The organism is Acidovorax sp. GW821-FHT10E04, from assembly GCF_059415185.1.
On the sequence record NZ_JBWKMT010000004.1, the window covers coordinates 615,781 to 635,232 of the forward strand.

A 19,452-nucleotide genomic window follows, 5' to 3' on the forward strand; every position below is an offset into this window, starting at 1 on the left:
CGCCAGCACCCTTGCACAGCGCGCCATTGATTGCCCCCTGCTGTTGATGTGACACCCGTTGCAACGCGTGGCACTTTTCCAGGAATCGCTGAACCATGAACACGGTGGATGCCAAAAGGGTCCTCGAAACTGCGTTGATCTGCGCGCAGCAGCCTGTGCCTTTGCGCGAGCTGCGGGTGCTGTTCCATGACGCGCTGGGGTCGGACACGCTCAAGGTATTGCTGCAGGAGCTGCAGCTGGAATGGACGCAGCGTGGCGTGGAGCTGGTTCAGGTGGCCACGGGCTGGCGTTTCCAGAGCCGGCCCGAGATGCGCGAGTACCTCGACCGGCTGCACCCCGAAAAGCCGCCGCGCTATTCGAGGGCCACCATGGAAACCTTGGCGATCATTGCGTATCGCCAGCCTGTGACGCGGGGTGATATCGAGGACATCCGGGGGGTGACGGTCAACAGCCTGATCGTCAAGCAGCTGGAAGACAGGGGCTGGGTCGAGGTCATCGGCCACCGGGAAACGGTGGGGCGTCCGGCGCTGTTTGCGACCACGCGGCAGTTTCTGGATGACATGGGGCTGCAGTCGCTGGACCAGTTGCCGGTGCTGGATGACCCCACCGGCAATGCCAATGTCCTGGAGGCCATGGCCGCTGCCGCCCAAGGGGTGATAGAGCCGGAGCCCGAACCGGCAGCGGAGCTGGTCGCTGCGCCATCGGAGCCCGGCCCGGGCCAACAGCCGCCAGAACCGGGCGCGGCGCCGGATGCGGTGCTGCCCGTGGAAGACTTTTTTCAGAATGCGGAGACGGATCTCCGCGACGACGATGCCGATACCCCGGGTGGTATCCAGGGAAATACTTGATGAACGATTCGACCCCCGAAATGCCGGCTGATCTGCCGGAGGCTGCGCCTGCGCAGGCGGCTGCGGCGCCGAAGAAACCTGCTGCCAAGCGCGCCCCGCGCAAGAAGGCGGTGCCGGTGGCTGTGGTTGCCGAGGAGCAAAGTGCTGCTGGCGACGCCATCGCTTCGGCGGCCCCCGAGGCCGTTTCTGAGGTGGAGCCCGTGACAGCTGCGGAGTTGTCGCCCGAGGCGCTCTCCTCGTCGCAGGTGGTTGCAGGGCCCGAGGCCGAGGCTGCGGCGGCGCATGCGGAAGGCTCTGAGTCTGTGGGCCAGCCAGGGCAGGGCGGCCGCAGGAACCAGGGCCAGCCCGGCGGCAGGCCGCCCCAACGCCCCGAAGGTGCCGGGCGCGACAGGCGCAAGGCGGCGCCGGCGGTGGATGGCTATCAGTTCGAGGATGTGGTGTCGGGCCGCTTCGATGAGGATGATGCGTCGGCCGACGCCGTTCCCTCCAAGCGCGTATTGCTGCCCCAGGTGGAAACGCCCAAGCTTCACAAGGTGCTGGCCCAGGCGGGGCTGGGGTCGCGGCTGGAGATGGAGCAGCTCATCCTGGAAGGGCGCATCTCCGTGAACAACGAGCCTGCCCATATCGGACAGCGCATCCAGTTCGGAGACCAGGTCAAGGTCAACGGCAAGCCCATCCGCTACCGGATCGACCCGCCGCCCGCGCGCGTGATCGCGTACCACAAGCCGGTGGGCGAAGTGGTGACCCATGACGACCCCCAGAACCGGCCCACCGTCTTTCGCAAGCTGCCCCGGCTCATGCAGGGCAAGTGGCAGTCTGTCGGGCGCCTGGATCTGAACACCGAAGGCCTGCTGCTGTTCACCAGTTCCGGCGAACTTGCCAACAAGCTCATGCACCCGCGTTTTGGCTTGGAGCGCGAGTACGCCGTGCGGGTGCTGGGCGCCTTGAGCAACGAAGAAAAGCAGAAGCTGCTGGATGGCGTGCGCCTGGACGATGGCATGGCATCCTTTGGATCGATCGAGGATGGCGGTGGCGAAGGCTCCAACTGCTGGTACCGGGTCACCATTTCCGAAGGGCGCAACCGCGAGGTGCGCCGGATGCTGGAGTCTGTGGGACATGCGGTCAGCCGGCTGATCCGTATCCGGTACGGCGCCATGGTGCTGCCGCGCGGGCTCAAGCGCGGCGCCTGGCTGGAACTCGATGAGAGTGACATCCGCGCCCTGGTCCAGGCCGCCGGTGCCGGACGGCCGGAGGCTCCGGCCGAAGGCCGGTTGGAAGAGGGGCCGGGTGCGGGCGGGCGCGGCGGCAACAAGCGCAACCGGGGGCGCAACGGGCCCCGCGTGGGCGACGGCCCGCGCCGCGACATGTCGCAGGGGGCGCCGGGCGGCCCCCGCGGCCAGAAATCCCGCCGTGACAATGGACAACAAGGTCAGGCCCGCGGCAACAATGCCGGCGGCGGTGATCGCCAGCGCGGGGCGGCACAGCCGGATCCGATGAAGACCTCGGTGGGCTATATCGGCATGGACAGCCTCTCGCGGCACCGCCAGGACAAGCGGCGCCCCGGCGGAGGCGGCCCTCGCCGCGGGGGCAGCGGGCGCTGAGCGCACGCTGCGCCGGTCTGCCCGGTTAGAATCGAGGGCTTTGTCCAGTGGGCAAACGAATTACAGCAACATCATCCATTCAGGAAATCAACATGGCAATCGAACGCACCCTCTCCATCATCAAGCCCGACGCAGTGGCGAAGAATGTCATCGGTCAGATCTATGCACGCTTTGAAGCTGCCGGCCTCAAGGTCGTGGCTGCACGCATGGCCCACCTGTCGCGCCTGGAAGCCGAGCAGTTCTACGCCGTGCACAAGGAGCGTCCTTTCTTCAAGGACCTGGTGGACTTCATGATCTCCGGCCCCGTGATGATCCAGGCCCTGGAAGGTGAAAACGCGATTCTGAAGAACCGCGAACTCATGGGCGCCACGGACCCCAAGAAGGCAGAAGCCGGCACCATCCGCGCCGACTTCGCTGACAGCATCGATGCCAATGCAGTGCATGGTTCCGACGCAGCTGAAACCGCCCAGGCAGAAGTGGCCTTCTTCTTCCCCGGCCTGAACATCTACTCGCGCTGATATGGTGCTCCCCATGCCTGTTCCCGCAATCGTGGGACACCTGCGCCATGGGGACGACCGCGCTCGGCCCGTCACTGGGAGGGCGCGATGACCACCACCAACCTGCTGGAATTTGACCTCGACGGCCTGGCTGCTTTCTGCCAGCAACTGGGCGAAAAGCGGTTTCGCGCCACCCAGCTGTTTCGCTGGATCCACCAGCGCGGCGCCAGTGACTTTGACGCCATGAGCGATCTGGCCAAGGCCCTGCGCGACAAGCTCAGGGGTTGCGCCCGCGTCGAGGCCTTGCCGGTCATCTCAGAGCATGTTTCCTCGGACGGCACGGTGAAGTGGCTGTTCGACGTGGGGGATGGCAATGCGGTGGAAGCCGTCTTCATTCCTGAGGATGACCGCGGAACGCTGTGTATTTCCTCCCAGGCCGGCTGTGCCGTGGGGTGCCGCTTTTGCTCCACGGGGCATCAGGGTTTCAGCAGGAATCTGACCACGGGCGAGATCGTCGCGCAGTTGTGGTTTGCAGAGCATTCCTTGCGCAAACGCCTCAAGTCCGAAGATCGGGTGATCTCGAACGTCGTGATGATGGGGATGGGCGAGCCGCTGCAGAACTACTCGGCGCTCGTGCCCGCCTTGCGTGTCATGCTCGATGACCATGGGTATGGTCTGTCGCGGCGGCGGGTGACGGTATCCACGTCGGGCGTGGTCCCCATGATGGACCGCCTCTCGCAGGATTGCCCGGTGGCCCTGGCCGTGTCTTTGCATGCGCCCAACGATCCGCTGCGGGACAATCTGGTACCGCTCAATCGCAAGTATCCGATCGAAGAGCTGCTGGAGGCCTGCAACCGCTATCTGGCGCACGCACCGCGTGATTTCATCACTTTTGAATACTGCATGCTCGATGGCGTCAATGACCAGCTGGAGCATGCGCAGCAGCTGATCGAACTGGTCAAGCCCGCCCGCGGCGCAGGGGTGCGCTGCAAATTCAATCTCATTCCCTTCAATCCATTTCCCGCATCGGGGCTGTTGCGATCTGCGCAAAATCAGGTGGTTGCATTTGCGAAGGTCCTGAGCGATGCAGGTATTGTCACAACGGTGCGCAAGACCCGGGGAGATGATATCGACGCGGCCTGTGGCCAGCTCGCGGGAGATGTCAAGGATCGCACACGGGCCGCCGAGCGCATGGCAAAGCAGCGGACAATCGTGCTCAAACCGGTGACTTGATCAGCAAGCAATCGGCATACTTCAAGGAGGCTCTACATGGTGGGATTGGTTGGAAGCTGGCAGCAACTTGGCCGCTGGACACTCACGGCATGTGGCGTGCTCGCATGCATGTCCGTACTGCAGGGGTGTGCGACCAACAACAGCATGTCCACCGTGGATACCAATGCGGGATTGGTCACTCCGTCCGATGAGCCTGAAACGCGGCGCCGTGCCCGCATCCGCCTGGAGCTTGCATCCAACTATTTCGAGAACGGCCAGACCGCCGTGGCGCTTGATGAAGTCAAGCAGGCGCTGGCGGCCGATCCCACGTATTCCGACGCCTTCAACCTGCGCGGCCTCATCTACATGCGGCTGAACGATTTTGCGCAGGCGGACGACAGTTTTCGCAGGGCGCTGGCGCTCAGGGGGAACGATCCCAACCTGTTGCACAACTACGGCTGGTTGCTCTGCCAGCAGCAAAAGTACGCAGAAGCGGACCAGCAATTCGGGCGGGCGCTGGCCAATCCTTCCTACACCGCGCGCAGCAAGACACTCATGGCACGCGGGCTTTGCCAGTCGGGGGCCGGTCAGTTCGCCGAAGCCGAGCAGTCACTGCTCAAGGCCTATGAACTGGATGCCGCCAACCCCGTGGTGGGCTACCACCTGGCTGCGCTTTTGTTGCGGCGCAACGAGCTGACCCGCGCCCAGTTCTATATCCGGCGGCTGAACAACAGCCAGTTTGCCAACTCCGAGTCGCTGTGGCTCGGAATCAAGGTGGAGCGTGGCCTGGGTGACTCCGTGGCCATGAAGCAGCTGGCGGAACAGTTGCGCAAGCGTTTCCCGGATTCGCGGGAACTGGGGGCATACGAGCGTGGGGCTTTCAATGAGTGAGGTTCTGGAGAGTGGTGGAATGACGGCGGGTGGATTGCTCAGGGAAGCGCGGCAGGCATCCGGCATGCATATTGCCGCCTTGGCCGTGGCGCTGAAGGTGCCGGTCAGCAAGCTGGAGGCGCTGGAGGCCGACAACTACGAGGCGCTGCCTGATACGGTGTTTGTGCGGGCGCTGGCATCCAGCATCTGCAGGACACTCAAGCTCGATCCTGCGCCCGTCCTGTCGCTGTTGCCGCAAAGCAAGAGTCCGCGTCTGGCCACGGACAGCGCCGGTCTCAATGCTCCCGTGAAGGGCGGTTCTGGCAAGTCGTCTTCGTCCTCGGGGTCCTTTTCGGGATCCACTTCGCGGTCCGTCACCTTGGTGGTGCTGGCGCTGCTGGTGGGAGCTCTCGTCCTTGTTTTCTTTCCCCGCCAGCAGGACGGGGCGACGAGCACGACGGGCACAGCGCAGGCACCTGCCCCGGTGACGGCCGCTCCTTCGGTCATCGCGGAACCTCAGGCCAGCCCCGCACCCACAGAAGTATCGAGTGCCCCGACCGGCGTTGCCGAGCGCAAGCCGGAGAGCCCCGCGCCAGTTGCGGCGGGGCGCCCCGATGCAGCCGCGCCCGCGGCTGCCAATGGTGTTGCATCGGCCCCGGTGGCGGCCGCCAGCGCAGCCGCACCCCCCGCAGGTGCGCTGGTGCTGCGCGCGCGCAGTGAATCCTGGGTGCAGGTGCGGGACTCCGCAGGCGCGGTAGCGCTGCAGCGCAATCTGGTCGCGGGCGAGTCGGTGTCGGTCGCCGGGTCGATGCCTTTGGCGGTTGTCATCGGACGCGCGGACGTGACGGAGGTCTTCGTGCGCGGAAAGCCTTTCGACCTGACGACTGTGTCGCGTGAAAACGTTGCTCGCTTCGAGGTGAAATAGTGGAACAGGTATCTGGTGATATGGGGCCCATTGCGATTGCATCCCCTTTGCCTCGGCGCTCACGCCAAGCCAGGATCGTGTGGGGATCCCGTGTCGTGACGGTGGGCGGCGATGCGCCCGTGCGCGTGCAATCCATGACAAATACCGATACGGTGGATGCCATCGGCACGGCCATACAGGTCAAGGAGCTGGCGCAGGCGGGTTCGGAGTTCGTGCGGATTACCGTGAATACCCCCGAGGCCGCGGCGGCGGTGCCCTATATCCGGGAACAGCTGGACCGGATGGGGGAAAGTGTGCCGCTCGTGGGGGACTTTCACTACAACGGGCACCGGCTGCTCACGGATTTTCCCGATTGCGCACAGGCGCTGTCCAAGTACCGCATCAATCCGGGCAATGTCGGCAAGGGTGACAAGAGGGACCGGCAGTTTGGCCAGATGATCGATGCCGCCATGCGGTGGAACAAGGCGGTGCGCATCGGGGTGAATTGGGGCAGTCTCGATCAGGATCTGCTGGTGGACCTGATGGACGCCAACAGCCGCCGGGCCTCGCCCTGGGAGGCGCGCCAGGTCATGTATGAGGCGCTCATCACGTCGGCCATCGAGTCCGCCCGCCGGGCCGAGCAGATGGGGCTGGATGGCAATCAGATCATCCTGTCGTGCAAGGTCAGTGGAGTGCAGGATCTGATTTCCGTCTATCGTGAGCTCGCACGCCGCTGCGACTATGCGCTGCATCTGGGGCTGACGGAGGCGGGCATGGGAACCAAGGGCACGGTGGCGTCGGCAGCCGCGCTGTCGGTTCTGCTGCAAGAAGGCATCGGCGATACCATTCGCGTGTCCCTGACGCCCCAGCCCGGGGAGGCGCGCACGCAGGAGGTGGTGGTCGCCTCCGAGATATTGCAGGCGTTGGGTCTGCGTATGTTTGTCCCCAGCGTCACGGCATGCCCGGGCTGTGGCCGCACCACAAGCACGACCTTTCAGGACCTGGCCAAGCAGATCGACGATTTTCTGCGTGCCCAGATGCCCGTATGGCGGGTTCGTTATCCCGGCGTCGAGAATCTGCGCGTCGCCGTGATGGGGTGCATCGTCAACGGTCCTGGCGAAAGCAAGCACGCAGACATCGGCATCAGCCTGCCCGGTACGGGTGAGGCGCCTGCGGCCCCTGTGTTCATTGATGGCGAAAAGGCCCTGACTCTGCGCGGCGAGAACATTGCCAATGAGTTCCATCAGATCGTCGAGCAGTACATTGAAAAGCGTTTCGGTGCCGCGGTTCCCGCCGCCTGACCCGCTGCATCCGCGCCGACAGCCCTTGCTTGGCCTCCGCAGTGGGGCCGCAAGGAAGCTCTCTCAAAATAATTGGATAAGAAAAGAACAGCTGTGAGTAACGAAAAAAGCGCCACCTCGCCCAAGCCGGAAAAGCTGGTGGCCGTGAAAGGCATGAATGACATCCTGCCTCCGGAATCTGCCCGCTGGGAGTGGCTGGAGGCCAAGGTCCGGGGCCTGATGGCGCGCTACGCCTACCGCAATATCCGCACACCGATCGTCGAGCCCACGCCGCTTTTTGTGCGGGGGCTCGGCGAGGTGACCGATATTGTTGAAAAAGAGATGTACTCGTTCGAGGACCGTCTCAATGGCGAGCACCTGACCCTGCGCCCCGAGGCGACGGCAGGCGTCGTGCGCGCCGTGGCCGAGCATTCCATGCTGTACGACGGGGGCAAGCGCCTGTACTACATGGGGCCCATGTTCCGCCACGAGCGTCCGCAGCGCGGGCGGTATCGCCAGTTCCATCAGATTGGCGCCGAGGCGCTGGGTTTTCCGGGCGCCGAAGTCGACGCGGAACTGATTTTGCTGGCCCAGGGGCTGTGGCGTGAACTGGGGCTTCAGAATGTGCGGCTGGAGCTCAACAGCCTGGGCGAGCCCCATGAACGCAAGGCCCATCGTGCTGCGCTGATCTCGTACCTCGAGCAGCATGCCGATGTGCTGGACGAAGAAGCACGCCGGCGTTTGCACAGCAACCCCCTGCGCATTCTGGATACCAAGAACCCCGCCATGCAGGCCATCGTGGAGGCCGCACCTCGGTTGATCGATTTCCTGGGGCCGGAGTCGCTCGCGCATTTCGACGCAGTGAAGTCCATCCTGAGTGCCAATGGCGTCGCATGGACCGTCAATCCGCGCCTTGTCAGGGGCATGGACTACTACAACCTGACCGTGTTCGAGTTCGTCACCGACCAATTGGGCTCGCAGGGCACGATCTGTGGCGGCGGCCGCTACGACTACCTGATCGGTCAGATTGGTGGCAAGGCTGCGCCAGCGGTGGGCTGGGCGCTGGGGGTTGAGCGTGTGCTCGAACTCCTCAAGGAGCAGGCCAGCGCATTGCCGGCGCTGGCTCCCGATGTGTATGCGGTGATTCCCTCGGCGGCGGCGTTGCCGGTGGCGGTGGCGGCCATCGAGCGCCTGCGGCAGCTTGGCGTCAGTGTGCAGATGCATGCTGCGCCCGCAGGCGGTGAAGGAATGGGCAGCATGAAGTCCCAGTTCAAGAAGGCAGATGCGAGCGGCGCGCTGCATGCACTGGTCTTTGGCGACGATGAGCTCTCCCGAGGGATGGTTGTTGTCAAGTCCTTGCGCGATGGTGTCGGAGCGCAGGCCGAGCAACCGCTGGACTCACTGGTCGAATGGGTGTCCCACCTACAATCCAACCGCTAAACAGAACATATTCCATGGCAAATCACCTAGATCTCGAAGAACAAGAACAGCTTGACCAGCTCAAGCATTTCTGGAAAACCTGGGGCACGCTCATCAGTTCGGTACTGATTCTGGTGGCGGGCTCCCTGGTTGCGTGGAACGGATACCAGTATTGGCAAAACCGCCAGGCGAGCCAGGCTGCGGCGCTCTTTGATGCCGTGGACGTGGCTGCCCGGACGGGGGATCAAGCGCGCATGGCGCAGGCGTTTGCCGACCTCAAGGCCAAGTATTCGGGCACTACGCAGGCCAGCCAGGCCGGCCTCGCGCTCGCCAAGACGATGGTGGATGTCGGCAATGCCGATGGCGCGAAAGAAGCGCTGGCCTGGGTGGCCGCCCAGTCAGGGGATGATGGCCTCAAGGCGCTGGCCAGGTTGCGCTTGGCCAGCGTGCTGATGGACCAGAAAAACTACGATGAGGCGCTCAAGCAGGTGTCTGGCAGCACTCCCCTTGAGTTTGAAGCGGTGTTCGCAGATCGCAAGGGTGATATCTATTCCCTGCAGGGCAAGCGCACAGAGGCGATCGCGGAGTATGCGAAGGCATACAAGGCCTTCGAGGAGAGTGTGGAGTATCGGCGCCTCGTGGAAATCAAGCTTGGTGCCCTGGGGGTCTCGCCGCAGGGTATCGCGGTGGCTGCGGCTGCTCCTGTGGAAGGGGTGAAATAACCATGGCGTTCATTTGTGCAAACAACACGCCGGGCGGGCGGATGCTGCTGCGTGGCGTTTCGTCCGCGGTGCTGGTCGCCACGTTGGCCGGGTGTTCGCTGTGGAGTGGCAGCAGCTCCAAACCCGTACCTGCCGATCTGGGGGCCAATGTCGCTGTCCTGGGTGTGCGGCAGGCATGGACAGCGCGCATCGGCAACGTCGGAGGATTTCCGCTGGAGGTCCACTCCGCAGGCAATGTGGTGACCGTGGCATCCGCTGACGGCGTGGTGGCTGCGATCGATGCGCGCACCGGTGGAGACGTATGGCGCACCGCACTGGCCGAGCCCTTGTCCGCGGGTGTGGGAAGCGATGGAAAGTCTGCGGCTGTCGTGTCCCGCAGCAACACGTTGATTGTTCTGGATGCCGGCCGTGAGCGATGGCGGCAATCCCTGGCTGCGCAGGTATTCACGCCCCCCCTGGTTGCTGGCGGGCGTGTCTTTGTGCTGTCGACGGATCGGTCGCTGGCCGCCTACGATGCTGTGACGGGGCGCAAGCTCTGGAGCCAGCAGCGCCCTGGAGACCCCTTGGTCTTGCGCCAAGCCGGCGTGCTCCTGGCTGTGGGAGATACCTTGGTGGCGGGTTTTGCCGGCCGCCTTGTGGGCTTGAACCCGGACAACGGCAGCGTTCGCTGGGAGGCGCCGCTGGCCAGTTCGCGCGGTACCAATGATGTCGAACGCCTGGTGGAACTGGTCGGCCGTACCAGCCGGGTAGGGGACTCCGTCTGTGCACGGGCCTTCCAGTCGGCTGTGGGTTGCGTCAATACGGCCAGAGGCGCGGTGGCCTGGACGCAGCCGGCCAGTGGAGCCGATGGAGTGCACGGCGATGGCGAAGCGCTGTTCGGGGCCGAGAGCAATGGCACGGTGATTGCGTGGCGCCGCAGCGACGGCTCACGCCTGTGGGCGACGGACAGGCTCAAGCACCGCAAACTGACAGCGCCTTTGCTGCTGGGGCGCTCGGTGGTGGTCGGGGACGATGCAGGCCTCGTTCATCTACTTTCCCGTGCGGACGGTTCTCCGCTTAACCGCATTGCCACCGATGCATCCGGCATAGCTGCGGCGCCTGCTGTCGCTGCCGATACGCTGGTGGTGGTCACGCGAAACGGTGGCGTCTACGGATTCCGTCCTGATTGATGGATCTTATTCAATGAAGCCAGTTATCGCCCTCGTCGGGCGTCCGAATGTCGGCAAGTCCACGCTTTTCAACCGTCTGACCAAGTCTCGCGACGCCATCGTGGCGGATTTCGCCGGGCTGACGCGAGACCGGCATTACGGCAATGGCAAGCAAGGCAAGCACGAGTACATCGTCATCGATACAGGGGGCTTCGAGCCTGATGCATCGAGTGGCATCTACAAGGAGATGGCCAAGCAGACGCAGCAGGCCGTTGCCGAGGCGGATGTGGTCATCTTCGTGGTCGATGCACGTGCCGGCGTTTCTGCGCAGGACCATGACATTGCAAACTACCTGCGCCGCCTTGGCAAACCCTGTGTGCTGGTCGCCAACAAGGCGGAGGGCATGCTGGAAGGCGTGCAGCTGGCAGAGTTTTATGAGCTGGGGCTGGGCGAGGTGTATCCCGTGTCCGCGGCGCATGGGCAGGGTATCCGCAGTCTGGTTGATATCGCCCTGGAACCCCTGCAGCTTCCTGAGCCGGACGACTCCGAGACCGGCTCCGACAAGAGCATCATCAAGCTTGCCGTCGCAGGGCGGCCCAATGTCGGTAAATCGACGCTGATCAACACTTGGCTTGGCGAGGAGCGCCTTGTCGCGTTTGACATGCCGGGCACGACCCGGGATGCCATCACCGTGCCATTCGAGCGCAATGGCCAACGCTTCGAGCTGGTCGATACGGCGGGGTTGCGCCGCAAGGGCAAGGTGTTTGAGGCGATCGAGAAATTTTCGGTCGTGAAGACTCTCCAGGCCATTGAATCGGCCAACGTGGTTCTGCTGCTGCTGGACGCGACCCAGGGGGTCACGGATCAGGATGCGCACATCGCAGGCTACATCCTTGAAAGCGGCAGGGCCGTGGTGGTGGCTGTCAACAAATGGGATGCCGTGGACGACTACCAGCGCCAGTTGCTGGAACGGTCCATCGAGACCCGGCTCGCCTTTCTGAAGTTTGCCTCGATGCATTTCATTTCCGCCAAGAAGCGGCAGGGGCTGGGGCCGCTGTGGACGTCGATCGCCCAGGCGCACAAGGCGGCAACCTGCAAAATGTCCACGCCGGTGCTTACACGCCTGCTCCTGGAGGCTGTGCAGTTCCAAAGTCCCAAGCGAGCAGGCATGTTCCGCCCCAAGATGCGATATGCACACCAGGGGGGCATGAACCCGCCGGTGATCGTGATCCATGGCAATTCGCTCGAACATGTCACCGATGCCTACAAGCGCTTCCTGGAAGGACGCTTCCGCAAAGAGTTTGATCTGGTGGGCACGCCGCTGCGGATAGAAATGAAAACCTCCCACAATCCTTTTGCCGACAAGGACGAGGCCTGATCCAAAGGCTGGAGCCCTGAAGGGCCATGCACTACCAGCCCGATTTGCCCTTCGGGCTGTGGTAAGGTGCTGGTTTACAACAACATTTTGAACACGGAGAATATCGTGAGCAATAAAGGCCAGCTTTTGCAAGATCCCTTCCTCAACGCGCTGCGTCGGGAGCATGTTCCTGTTTCCATCTATCTGGTGAATGGAATCAAGCTGCAGGGGCAGATCGAGTCATTCGACCAGTATGTGGTGTTGCTGCGCAATACAGTGACCCAGATGGTTTACAAGCACGCTATTTCCACCATCGTGCCAGGTCGCGCCGTCAATTTTTCCACCGCCGACACCCCTGATGCAGATAGCAGCAACGCTTGAGTTGTTGTTTCTGAACCGGTCTTCGCTTCTTGCACGGATGGTGCGAGAAGGCTATCTGATTTGCATGCGATGACATCTTCGCGCGTGGACGGCACCCCGGTGCTGCTGGTGGGGGTGGACTTTGGTTTTCCCCATTTTGATGGCGATCTCGAGGAATTGGGCCTGCTCGCACAGACGGCGGGTATGAACCCGGTTGGCCGCCTGACATGCAAACGCAAGGCCCCGGACGCGGCCTTGTTTGTCGGAAGTGGCAAGGCAGACGAAATTCGCACTGCGGCACAGATGCACGGTGCGGTAGAGGTGCTGTTCGATCAATCGCTCAGCCCAGCCCAGCAACGTAACCTGGAGCGTCACCTTGAGCTTCCAGTCAACGACCGCACGCTGCTGATTCTGGAGATTTTTGCCCAGCGCGCCCGCAGCCATGAGGGCAAGCTTCAGGTGGAGCTCGCGCGACTGCAGTACCTCAGCACCCGCCTCGTGCGTCGATGGTCTCACCTGGAGCGTCAGACGGGTGGGATTGGCGCACGTGGTGGCCCTGGCGAGAAGCAGATTGAACTCGACCGCCGGATGATTGGCGACGCCGTCAAGCGCACCCGCGAGCGTCTTGTCAAGGTCAAGCGGCAGCGGTCCACCCAGAGGCGGCAACGGGAGCGGCGCGACACCTTCAATATTTCATTGGTCGGCTACACCAATGCGGGCAAGTCCACCTTGTTCAATGCGTTGGTGAAGGCCCGTGCCTATGCCGCAGACCAACTGTTTGCCACGCTGGACACGACAACGCGCCAACTGTATCTGGGCGATGCAGGACGATCGGTGTCCCTCTCCGATACGGTGGGATTCATTCGCGACCTGCCCCATGGCCTGGTGGATGCATTCCAGGCGACGTTGCAGGAGGCCATTGATGCGGATCTGCTGCTTCATGTGGTGGATGCCTCCAATCCGGGTTTTCCGGAGCAGATGGCGCAGGTCCAGAAAGTGCTGCATGAGATCGGGGCTGCGGATATTCCTCAGATATTGGTGTTCAACAAGCTGGATGCGCTGCAGGCGGAGCAACGTCCCCCGCTTCTGGAGGATCAGTACGATGTGGACGGGCAATTGTTCCAGCGCCTGTTCGTGAGCGCGCGCTCCAGCGAAGGGCTGGACACGCTTCGCCAGGCGCTTGCATCCAGGGTGGTGATTGCGGCTCAAGAAGGCATGACCCCTGGTGTCGCCATTGAATTGCCAGGGTCCGAGCCCTGATTGGGCACAATGCCAGCATTACCGATGCCATCCAGAGAACCAGAGACTTTGCGCATGAATTTCCAAAATCGCACCCTACGCTGGACTTCGCTGCCAGCACGTATTCGGGGCATGTTCAACCTGAACGATCCCCGGTGGGGACGTGGCGAAGACAACAAGTCCGATGATGGCGCACGCCCAGAGGACCGCCCCGTTCCCCCGCCTTCGGGAAACCGGGGGGGTGACCAGCGCCCGGGCAATGGGCAGCCGCCGGATCTCGACGAACTGTGGCGCGACCTGAATCGGAAGCTGGGCGGATTGTTCGGATCCAAGAACGGTGGCGGGCGCGGGCCGGGCAACGGTGGCGGTTCGGGCGGCGGGTTCCAACCCGACATGAAGAGCGCAGGCGTTGGTGTGGGGCTGATCGCCGGGATTGTGTTTGTCATCTGGATGGGGACAGGGTTCTTCATCGTCCAGGAAGGCCAGCAGGCCGTGATCACTCAGTTTGGCAAATACAAGAGTACGGTGGGCGCGGGTTTCAACTGGCGATTGCCATACCCCATCGAGCGCCACGAGCTTGTTTTCGTGACCCAGATTCGCTCCGCCGACGTGGGCCGGGACAGCGTCATCAAGAGCACCGGCCTGCGCGAGTCGGCCATGCTCACCGAAGACGAGAACATCGTCGAGATCAAGTTTGCCGTGCAGTACCGCTTGAGTGATGCACGCGCCTGGCTGTTTGAAAGCAAGAATCCGTCGGATGCAGTGGTACAGGCCGCCGAAACGGCGGTTCGCGAAGTGGTAGGAAAGATGCGCATGGATACGGCCCTGGCCGAAGAGCGTGACCAGATTGCACCGCGGGTCCGTGCGCTCATGCAAACCATTCTTGACCGCTACAAGGTCGGTGTCGAAGTTGTTGGAATCAACCTGCAGCAGGGGGGGGTGCGTCCACCTGAACAGGTGCAGGCGTCGTTTGACGATGTGCTGAAAGCAGGGCAGGAGCGCGAGCGGGCCAAGAACGAAGCGCAGGCATACGCCAATGATGTCATCCCGCGTGCAGTGGGCTCTGCGTCGCGCTTGAATGAGGAGGCGGCAGCTTACAAGGCGCGGATTGTTGCGCAGGCGCAAGGCGATGCGCAACGCTTCTCTTCCATTCTGGCGGAATACCAAAAATCGCCTCAGGTGACCCGTGACCGCATGTACCTGGAGGCCATGCAGCAGATTTACGGCAATGTGACCAAAGTGCTGGTCGAGTCGCGCCAGGGCTCCAATCTGCTGTATCTGCCCCTGGACAAGATCATGCAAGGCGTGGCGAGCGGAGCAGGGCCTCTGGATGCTCCGGCTGCCGCTGCGCCCGCCCCAGCGGTGGTGCCTGCCGTGCCTTCGTCCACTTTTTCGAATGACCCCCGAGCGCGTGACAGCAGTCGCGCACGCGATCGTGAATCTCGCTAGGAGCTGCTCGTGAACAGAGTCGGATTTATTGCATCTACCCTCCTGGTGGTGCTGGCCCTCATGAGCTCCATGCTTTTCGTGGTGGACCAGCGCCAGTTTGGCGTGCTCTACGCGCTGGGGCAGATCAAGGAAGTGATTACCGAGCCGGGCTTGAATTTCAAGCTGCCGCCGCCTTTCCAGAACGTGTCGTATATCGACAAGCGTCTTCTGACGCTGGACAGCAGCGATACAGAACCCATGCTGACGGCTGAAAAACAGCGTGTGGTCATCGACTGGTATGTGCGCTGGCGCATCTCCGAACCCACGGAGTACATCCGCAATGTGGGGTTGGACGAAAGCGCCGGGGCCATGCAGCTCAATCGGGTGGTGCGCAATGCCTTTCAGGAGGAAATCAACAAGCGCACGGTCAAGGAACTGCTGTCTCTCAAACGCGAGGCGCTGATGGCAGATGTCAAGCGCGAAGTGCTCGAGACCGTTCGCGGGGCCAAGCCCTGGGGTGTGGACGTGGTGGATGTGCGCATCACCCGCGTCGACTACGTGGAAGCCATCACGGAATCGGTCTACCGGCGCATGGAGGCTGAGCGTAAGCGTGTCGCCAATGAACTGCGCTCCACAGGGGCGGCTGAGGGCGAAAAAATTCGGGCGGATGCAGATCGTCAGCGTGAGATAGCGATTGCCAATGCCTATCGCGATGCCCAGAAGATCAAGGGTGAAGGCGATGCTGAAGCAGCGCGCATCTACGCCGAGGCTTTTGGCCGGGACCCACAGTTTGCCCAGTTCTACCGCAGCCTGGAGGCATACAAGTCCAGCTTCAACAAGAAGACCGACGTGATGGTCCTCGATCCCTCGTCTTCGGAATTCTTCAAGACTTTCCGAGGCGGAACCTCGGCCACGGCGCCTGCTGCCGCGGCACGCAAGTGAGTTCCCCCGCCCTGGTTGTTGGTAGCTTGCCGCAGTGACTTTTGACAGTCTTTGGACGGCTCTGGCCCTCGTGCTGGTGATTGAAGGGCTATTGCCCTTCCTATCGCCACAGGGCTGGCGGCGTGCGGTCTCCCAGATTGCACTGCTGCAGGATGGCGAGATACGTTTTTTCGCATTGCTGGCCATCGTTGCCGGTGTTGCCATGCTGTGGTTCTGACCTGGGCTTGGAGTCCTGGCGGTGGAGTCTCTCGGGCCTTCGCTCTCCTCCCGGTAGAATCACGGTTTTAACAGCCTCCCCTTTTCTCCATGTCTGCTTGGGTCCTTCCGGATCACATTGCCGATGTCTTGCCGTCCGAAGCGCGGCACATCGAAGAATTGCGTCGCGGGCTGCTTGATACAGCCCGTTGTTATGGCTATGAGCTGGTGATGCCTCCTTTGCTGGAGCATCTCGAATCCTTGCTGACAGGTACTGGCGAGGCGCTCGACCTCCAGACCTTCAAGCTGGTGGATCAGCTCTCCGGGCGTTCCATGGGGCTGCGGGCGGACACCACCCCCCAAGTGGCCCGCATCGATGCGCACCTGCTCAATCGCAAGGGGGTTGCTCGGCTGTGCTATTGCGGCCCCGTACTGCACACCCGGCCTGACCGTCCCCATGCCACACGCGAGCCCCTGCAGTTCGGCGCGGAGATATACGGGCATGCCGGGCTGGAGGCGGACCTCGAGGCTTTGCAGTTGGCCCGGGAGTGTCTGCGGGTTGCGGACGTTCGTGGCACGACGATAGACCTGGGGGACGTGCGGATTGTGCGCAGCCTGCTGGCTGGCGTGCCGCTGAATGCCCAGGTGTTGAGTGCCATCCATGCCGCGCTGGCTGCCAAGGACGCTGGCGAATTGGTGTCTTTGACCCGCGCTTTCCCCGAGAAGTCTCGCAAAGGTTTGCTGGCGCTGCTGCAGCTGTATGGAGATCAGGCTGTGTTGGATGAGGCTGAAAAAGCGCTCAAGCACTTTCCCGACATTCCCCTGCTGCTATCAAATTTGAAATGGCTTGCTACCCGGTTGGAGGGGGCTACCGTGACGTTTGATCTGGCCGATTTGCGTGGCTATGCGTATTACAGCGGTGCACGTTTCGCTATCTATGCACCGGGTGCAAGCGATGCGTTGGTCCGAGGCGGGCGCTATGACGAAGTGGGGGCCGTGTTCGGTAGAAACCGCCCCGCGGCAGGGTTCAGCTTGGATCTCAAGCAGGTGGTCGGCGTAGTGTCGCCGCGTGCGTTGAAGGCGGCGATCCGGGCCCCATGGGAGGAGTCCGATGAGGTCAATGCGGCCATCGCCAAACTCCGCAAGGCGGGTGAGACGGTGGTCTGCGTTCTGCCGGGGCATGAGAGCGAAGTGGACGAGTTCCACTGCGACCGGGAACTGGTGCAGGTTGCGGGCCGGTGGGTCGTGCAGGCTGTTTGAGCAATTGAAAATTGAATTGGGTTTGAGATGAAAGCAACCAAAGGTCGCAATGTAGTGGTGGTCGGGACCCAGTGGGGTGACGAAGGCAAGGGCAAACTGGTTGATTGGCTGACAGAGAGTGCCCAAGGCGTGGTCCGTTTTCAAGGCGGGCACAACGCTGGCCATACGCTGGTGATCAATGGGGTCAAGACTGCGTTGCACTTGATTCCCAGCGGCATCATGCGACCCGGGGTGAAGTGCTACATCGGCAACGGCGTCGTGCTGTCGGCTGCCAAACTGTTCGAGGAAATCGAAGGCCTTGAGAAGGCGGGTGTCGAAGTGCGGTCACGCCTGCGCATCAGCGAGGCCTGTCCCTTGATCCTTCCTTTCCATGCTGCCATTGACGTGGCGCGTGAAGCCGCGCGCGAGCAGGGCGGTACGGAGAAGATTGGAACAACAGGGCGGGGTATTGGTCCCGCGTACGAAGACAAGATTGCCCGCCGCGCACTGCGGGTGCAGGACCTGAAATACCCAGAGCGGTTTGCAGCCAAGCTGCGTGAGTTGCTGGACCTGCACAACCATACCCTCACGACGTACCTCCGCTCCGGCTCGTTCGTGTTTGGTGATGCGCTCAAGCTGTACATCCAGGATGGCAAGGTTCAGTTTGACGTGGTCTATGCAGAGGCGATGCGCCATGCCGAATTGCTCAAGCCCATGATGGCCGATGTGTCGCGTGAATTGAACGATGCCCACCGCGAAGGCGCCAATCTCCTTTTCGAAGGTGCACAAGGTACGTTGCTGGATGTGGACCATGGCACCTATCCCTATGTCACATCCAGCAACTGCGTGGCCGGCAACGCAGCGGCGGGATCCGGCGTGGGGCCTGGCATGCTGCATTACATCCTTGGCATCACCAAAGCGTATTGCACCCGTGTGGGCGGGGGGCCATTTCCCACCGAGCTGGACTGGGAAGTGCCAGGTACGCCGGGTTACCACATGAGCACGGTGGGCGCTGAAAAGGGCGTGACTACTGGACGCAGCCGCCGCTGCGGCTGGTTTGATGCCGCATTGCTCAAGCGCAGTGCGCAGGTCAATGGCCTCTCTGGCTTGTGCATCACCAAGCTGGACGTTCTGGATGGCCTCGAAGAACTGTTGCTTTGCACGGGATATGAGCTCGATGGCGAACGCATTGATCTGTTGCCCATGGGGGCCGAAGACATCGCCCGCTGCACCCCTATCTACGAGACATTGCCAGGGTGGAGTGACTCCACCGTTGGTGTGACCGACTATGCCAAGCTCCCGGAAAGTGCCCGGCGCTACCTGGAGCGCATCGAACAGGTGACAGGTGTGCCGATCGACATGATTTCTACTAGTCCGGATCGGGATCACACCATCATGATGCGCCATCCTTATGTCGCTGGCTGATTGCCTTTGACCCTCGCCTCTACAGCTATACATTCAGGAGCCATTTCATGTTGACCGAAGACGGCAAACACCTCTATGTCAGTTATGACGAGTATCACAGCCTCATCGAGAAGCTGGCCCTCAAGGTGCATCAGTCGGGATGGAAGTTCGACACGATCCTGTGTCTTGCACGGGGCGGGTTGCGTCCCGGCGATATCCTGAGTCGTATCTTCAACAAGCCCCTGGCCATCATGTCCACCAGTTCCTACCGTGCCGAAGCCGGCACCGTGCAGGGGCATCTGGATATCGCTCGCTTCATCACTACCCCCAAGGGTGAGATCGCGGGGAAGGTGCTATTGGTCGATGATCTTGCGGACTCCGGCCACACTCTGCATGCCGTGATCAATATGTTGAAGACCAACTATGCTCCGATCACCGAACTGCGCAGTGCGGTGATCTGGACGAAGGGCCTGTCTACGTTCTCTGCGGACTACTCTGTGGAATTTCTGCCGACAAACCCCTGGATTCATCAGCCCTTTGAAGGCTATGACAGCCTGAGCCCTGACAAGTTGCTCGAGAAGTGGCGTGTGTAGAGAGGGCTGCGAATTCTGAAATTTCACGGACTTTCATCTGCCTCTCTGAAATTGGTGCTATAGTCGAGGGCTTCGCTACTGAGGCGGTGCTGCAGAGATGCGGGGCGCTGGAGGTTCGGGTGATGATGGGGTCTAGGCCCTGTGGTTGCCGGGGCTGAGAAGGTGGAAGAAGAAAGTTTGGTTTTGGGTTGTAG

Annotated in this window: 19 protein-coding genes; all 19 read left to right on the forward strand. The window is 62.2% G+C overall.

All coding sequences use genetic code 11. The features are described 5' to 3' along the window. Positions 1-95 precede the first annotated feature (95 nt). The 19 genes from scpB (at position 96) to AC07OC_RS16265 (ending at position 19,258) form a co-directional block, all read left to right on the forward strand. A complete protein-coding gene (scpB, locus tag AC07OC_RS16175; protein WP_218295360.1) occupies positions 96-848 on the forward strand; it encodes an SMC-Scp complex subunit ScpB in 753 nt (250 codons plus the stop codon). Then, a complete protein-coding gene (locus AC07OC_RS16180; RefSeq protein ID WP_218340259.1) occupies positions 848-2,449 on the forward strand; it encodes a pseudouridine synthase in 1,602 nt (533 codons plus the stop codon). The genes scpB and AC07OC_RS16180 overlap by 1 nt, the downstream gene beginning before the upstream one ends. Before the next feature lie 92 nt (positions 2,450-2,541). Next, positions 2,542-2,967 carry a nucleoside-diphosphate kinase gene (ndk, locus tag AC07OC_RS16185; protein ID WP_008905954.1) on the forward strand — a complete coding sequence of 142 codons (426 nt, stop codon included), beginning with the start codon at positions 2,542-2,544 and terminating at the stop codon, positions 2,965-2,967. An 87-nt stretch (positions 2,968-3,054) separates the two neighbouring features. Beyond that, positions 3,055-4,179 (forward strand): dual-specificity RNA methyltransferase RlmN, encoded by a 1,125-nt coding sequence (gene rlmN, locus AC07OC_RS16190; RefSeq protein ID WP_218340260.1) that lies wholly within the window; start codon positions 3,055-3,057, stop codon positions 4,177-4,179. 36 nt (positions 4,180-4,215) lie between these two features. Continuing rightward, a complete protein-coding gene (gene pilW / locus AC07OC_RS16195) occupies positions 4,216-5,049 on the forward strand; it encodes a type IV pilus biogenesis/stability protein PilW (protein ID WP_218295357.1) in 834 nt (277 codons plus the stop codon). Positions 5,050-5,068: 19 nt separating this feature from the next. Next, on the forward strand, positions 5,069-5,953 hold the full coding sequence (locus AC07OC_RS16200) for a helix-turn-helix domain-containing protein (protein ID WP_255593097.1): 885 nt from the start codon (positions 5,069-5,071) through the stop codon (positions 5,951-5,953). Positions 5,954-5,973: 20 nt separating this feature from the next. Beyond that, a complete protein-coding gene (gene ispG, locus AC07OC_RS16205; RefSeq protein ID WP_218340302.1) occupies positions 5,974-7,233 on the forward strand; it encodes a flavodoxin-dependent (E)-4-hydroxy-3-methylbut-2-enyl-diphosphate synthase in 1,260 nt (419 codons plus the stop codon). Positions 7,234-7,386: 153 nt separating this feature from the next. Continuing rightward, entirely contained in the window at positions 7,387-8,652 is a 1,266-nt protein-coding gene (hisS, locus tag AC07OC_RS16210) for a histidine--tRNA ligase (RefSeq protein ID WP_218340303.1), read from the forward strand. Between the two features lie 14 nt (positions 8,653-8,666). Beyond that, a complete protein-coding gene (locus tag AC07OC_RS16215; RefSeq protein WP_218340262.1) occupies positions 8,667-9,353 on the forward strand; it encodes a YfgM family protein in 687 nt (228 codons plus the stop codon). A gap of 41 nt (positions 9,354-9,394) precedes the next feature. Then, a complete protein-coding gene (gene bamB / locus AC07OC_RS16220) occupies positions 9,395-10,522 on the forward strand; it encodes an outer membrane protein assembly factor BamB (RefSeq protein ID WP_218295794.1) in 1,128 nt (375 codons plus the stop codon). A gap of 13 nt (positions 10,523-10,535) precedes the next feature. Next, entirely contained in the window at positions 10,536-11,879 is a 1,344-nt protein-coding gene (gene der, locus AC07OC_RS16225; RefSeq protein WP_218340263.1) for a ribosome biogenesis GTPase Der, read from the forward strand. A gap of 105 nt (positions 11,880-11,984) precedes the next feature. Further along, positions 11,985-12,239: an RNA chaperone Hfq gene (gene hfq / locus AC07OC_RS16230; protein ID WP_218295353.1), complete on the forward strand. Its 255-nt coding sequence runs from the start codon at positions 11,985-11,987 to the stop codon at positions 12,237-12,239. A 69-nt stretch (positions 12,240-12,308) separates the two neighbouring features. Then, positions 12,309-13,478, forward strand: a complete 1,170-nt coding sequence (hflX, locus tag AC07OC_RS16235; RefSeq protein ID WP_218340264.1) for a GTPase HflX — start codon at positions 12,309-12,311, stop codon at positions 13,476-13,478. 54 nt (positions 13,479-13,532) lie between these two features. Continuing rightward, complete coding sequence (gene hflK / locus AC07OC_RS16240) at positions 13,533-14,906, forward strand: FtsH protease activity modulator HflK (protein ID WP_218340265.1); 1,374 nt, start codon at positions 13,533-13,535, stop codon at positions 14,904-14,906. Between the two features lie 9 nt (positions 14,907-14,915). Further along, positions 14,916-15,827, forward strand: coding sequence for a protease modulator HflC (gene hflC, locus AC07OC_RS16245; protein ID WP_218295350.1), 912 nt, complete (start codon positions 14,916-14,918; stop codon positions 15,825-15,827). A gap of 34 nt (positions 15,828-15,861) precedes the next feature. Continuing rightward, positions 15,862-16,044 carry a DUF2065 domain-containing protein gene (locus tag AC07OC_RS16250; protein ID WP_218340266.1) on the forward strand — a complete coding sequence of 61 codons (183 nt, stop codon included), beginning with the start codon at positions 15,862-15,864 and terminating at the stop codon, positions 16,042-16,044. Positions 16,045-16,133: 89 nt separating this feature from the next. Continuing rightward, positions 16,134-17,282 (forward strand): ATP phosphoribosyltransferase regulatory subunit, encoded by a 1,149-nt coding sequence (locus tag AC07OC_RS16255; RefSeq protein WP_218295348.1) that lies wholly within the window; start codon positions 16,134-16,136, stop codon positions 17,280-17,282. A 27-nt stretch (positions 17,283-17,309) separates the two neighbouring features. After that, complete coding sequence (locus AC07OC_RS16260; protein ID WP_218340267.1) at positions 17,310-18,686, forward strand: adenylosuccinate synthase; 1,377 nt, start codon at positions 17,310-17,312, stop codon at positions 18,684-18,686. 47 nt (positions 18,687-18,733) lie between these two features. Continuing rightward, positions 18,734-19,258, forward strand: a complete 525-nt coding sequence (locus AC07OC_RS16265; protein ID WP_218340268.1) for a phosphoribosyltransferase — start codon at positions 18,734-18,736, stop codon at positions 19,256-19,258. The last annotated feature ends 194 nt before the right edge of the window (positions 19,259-19,452 follow it).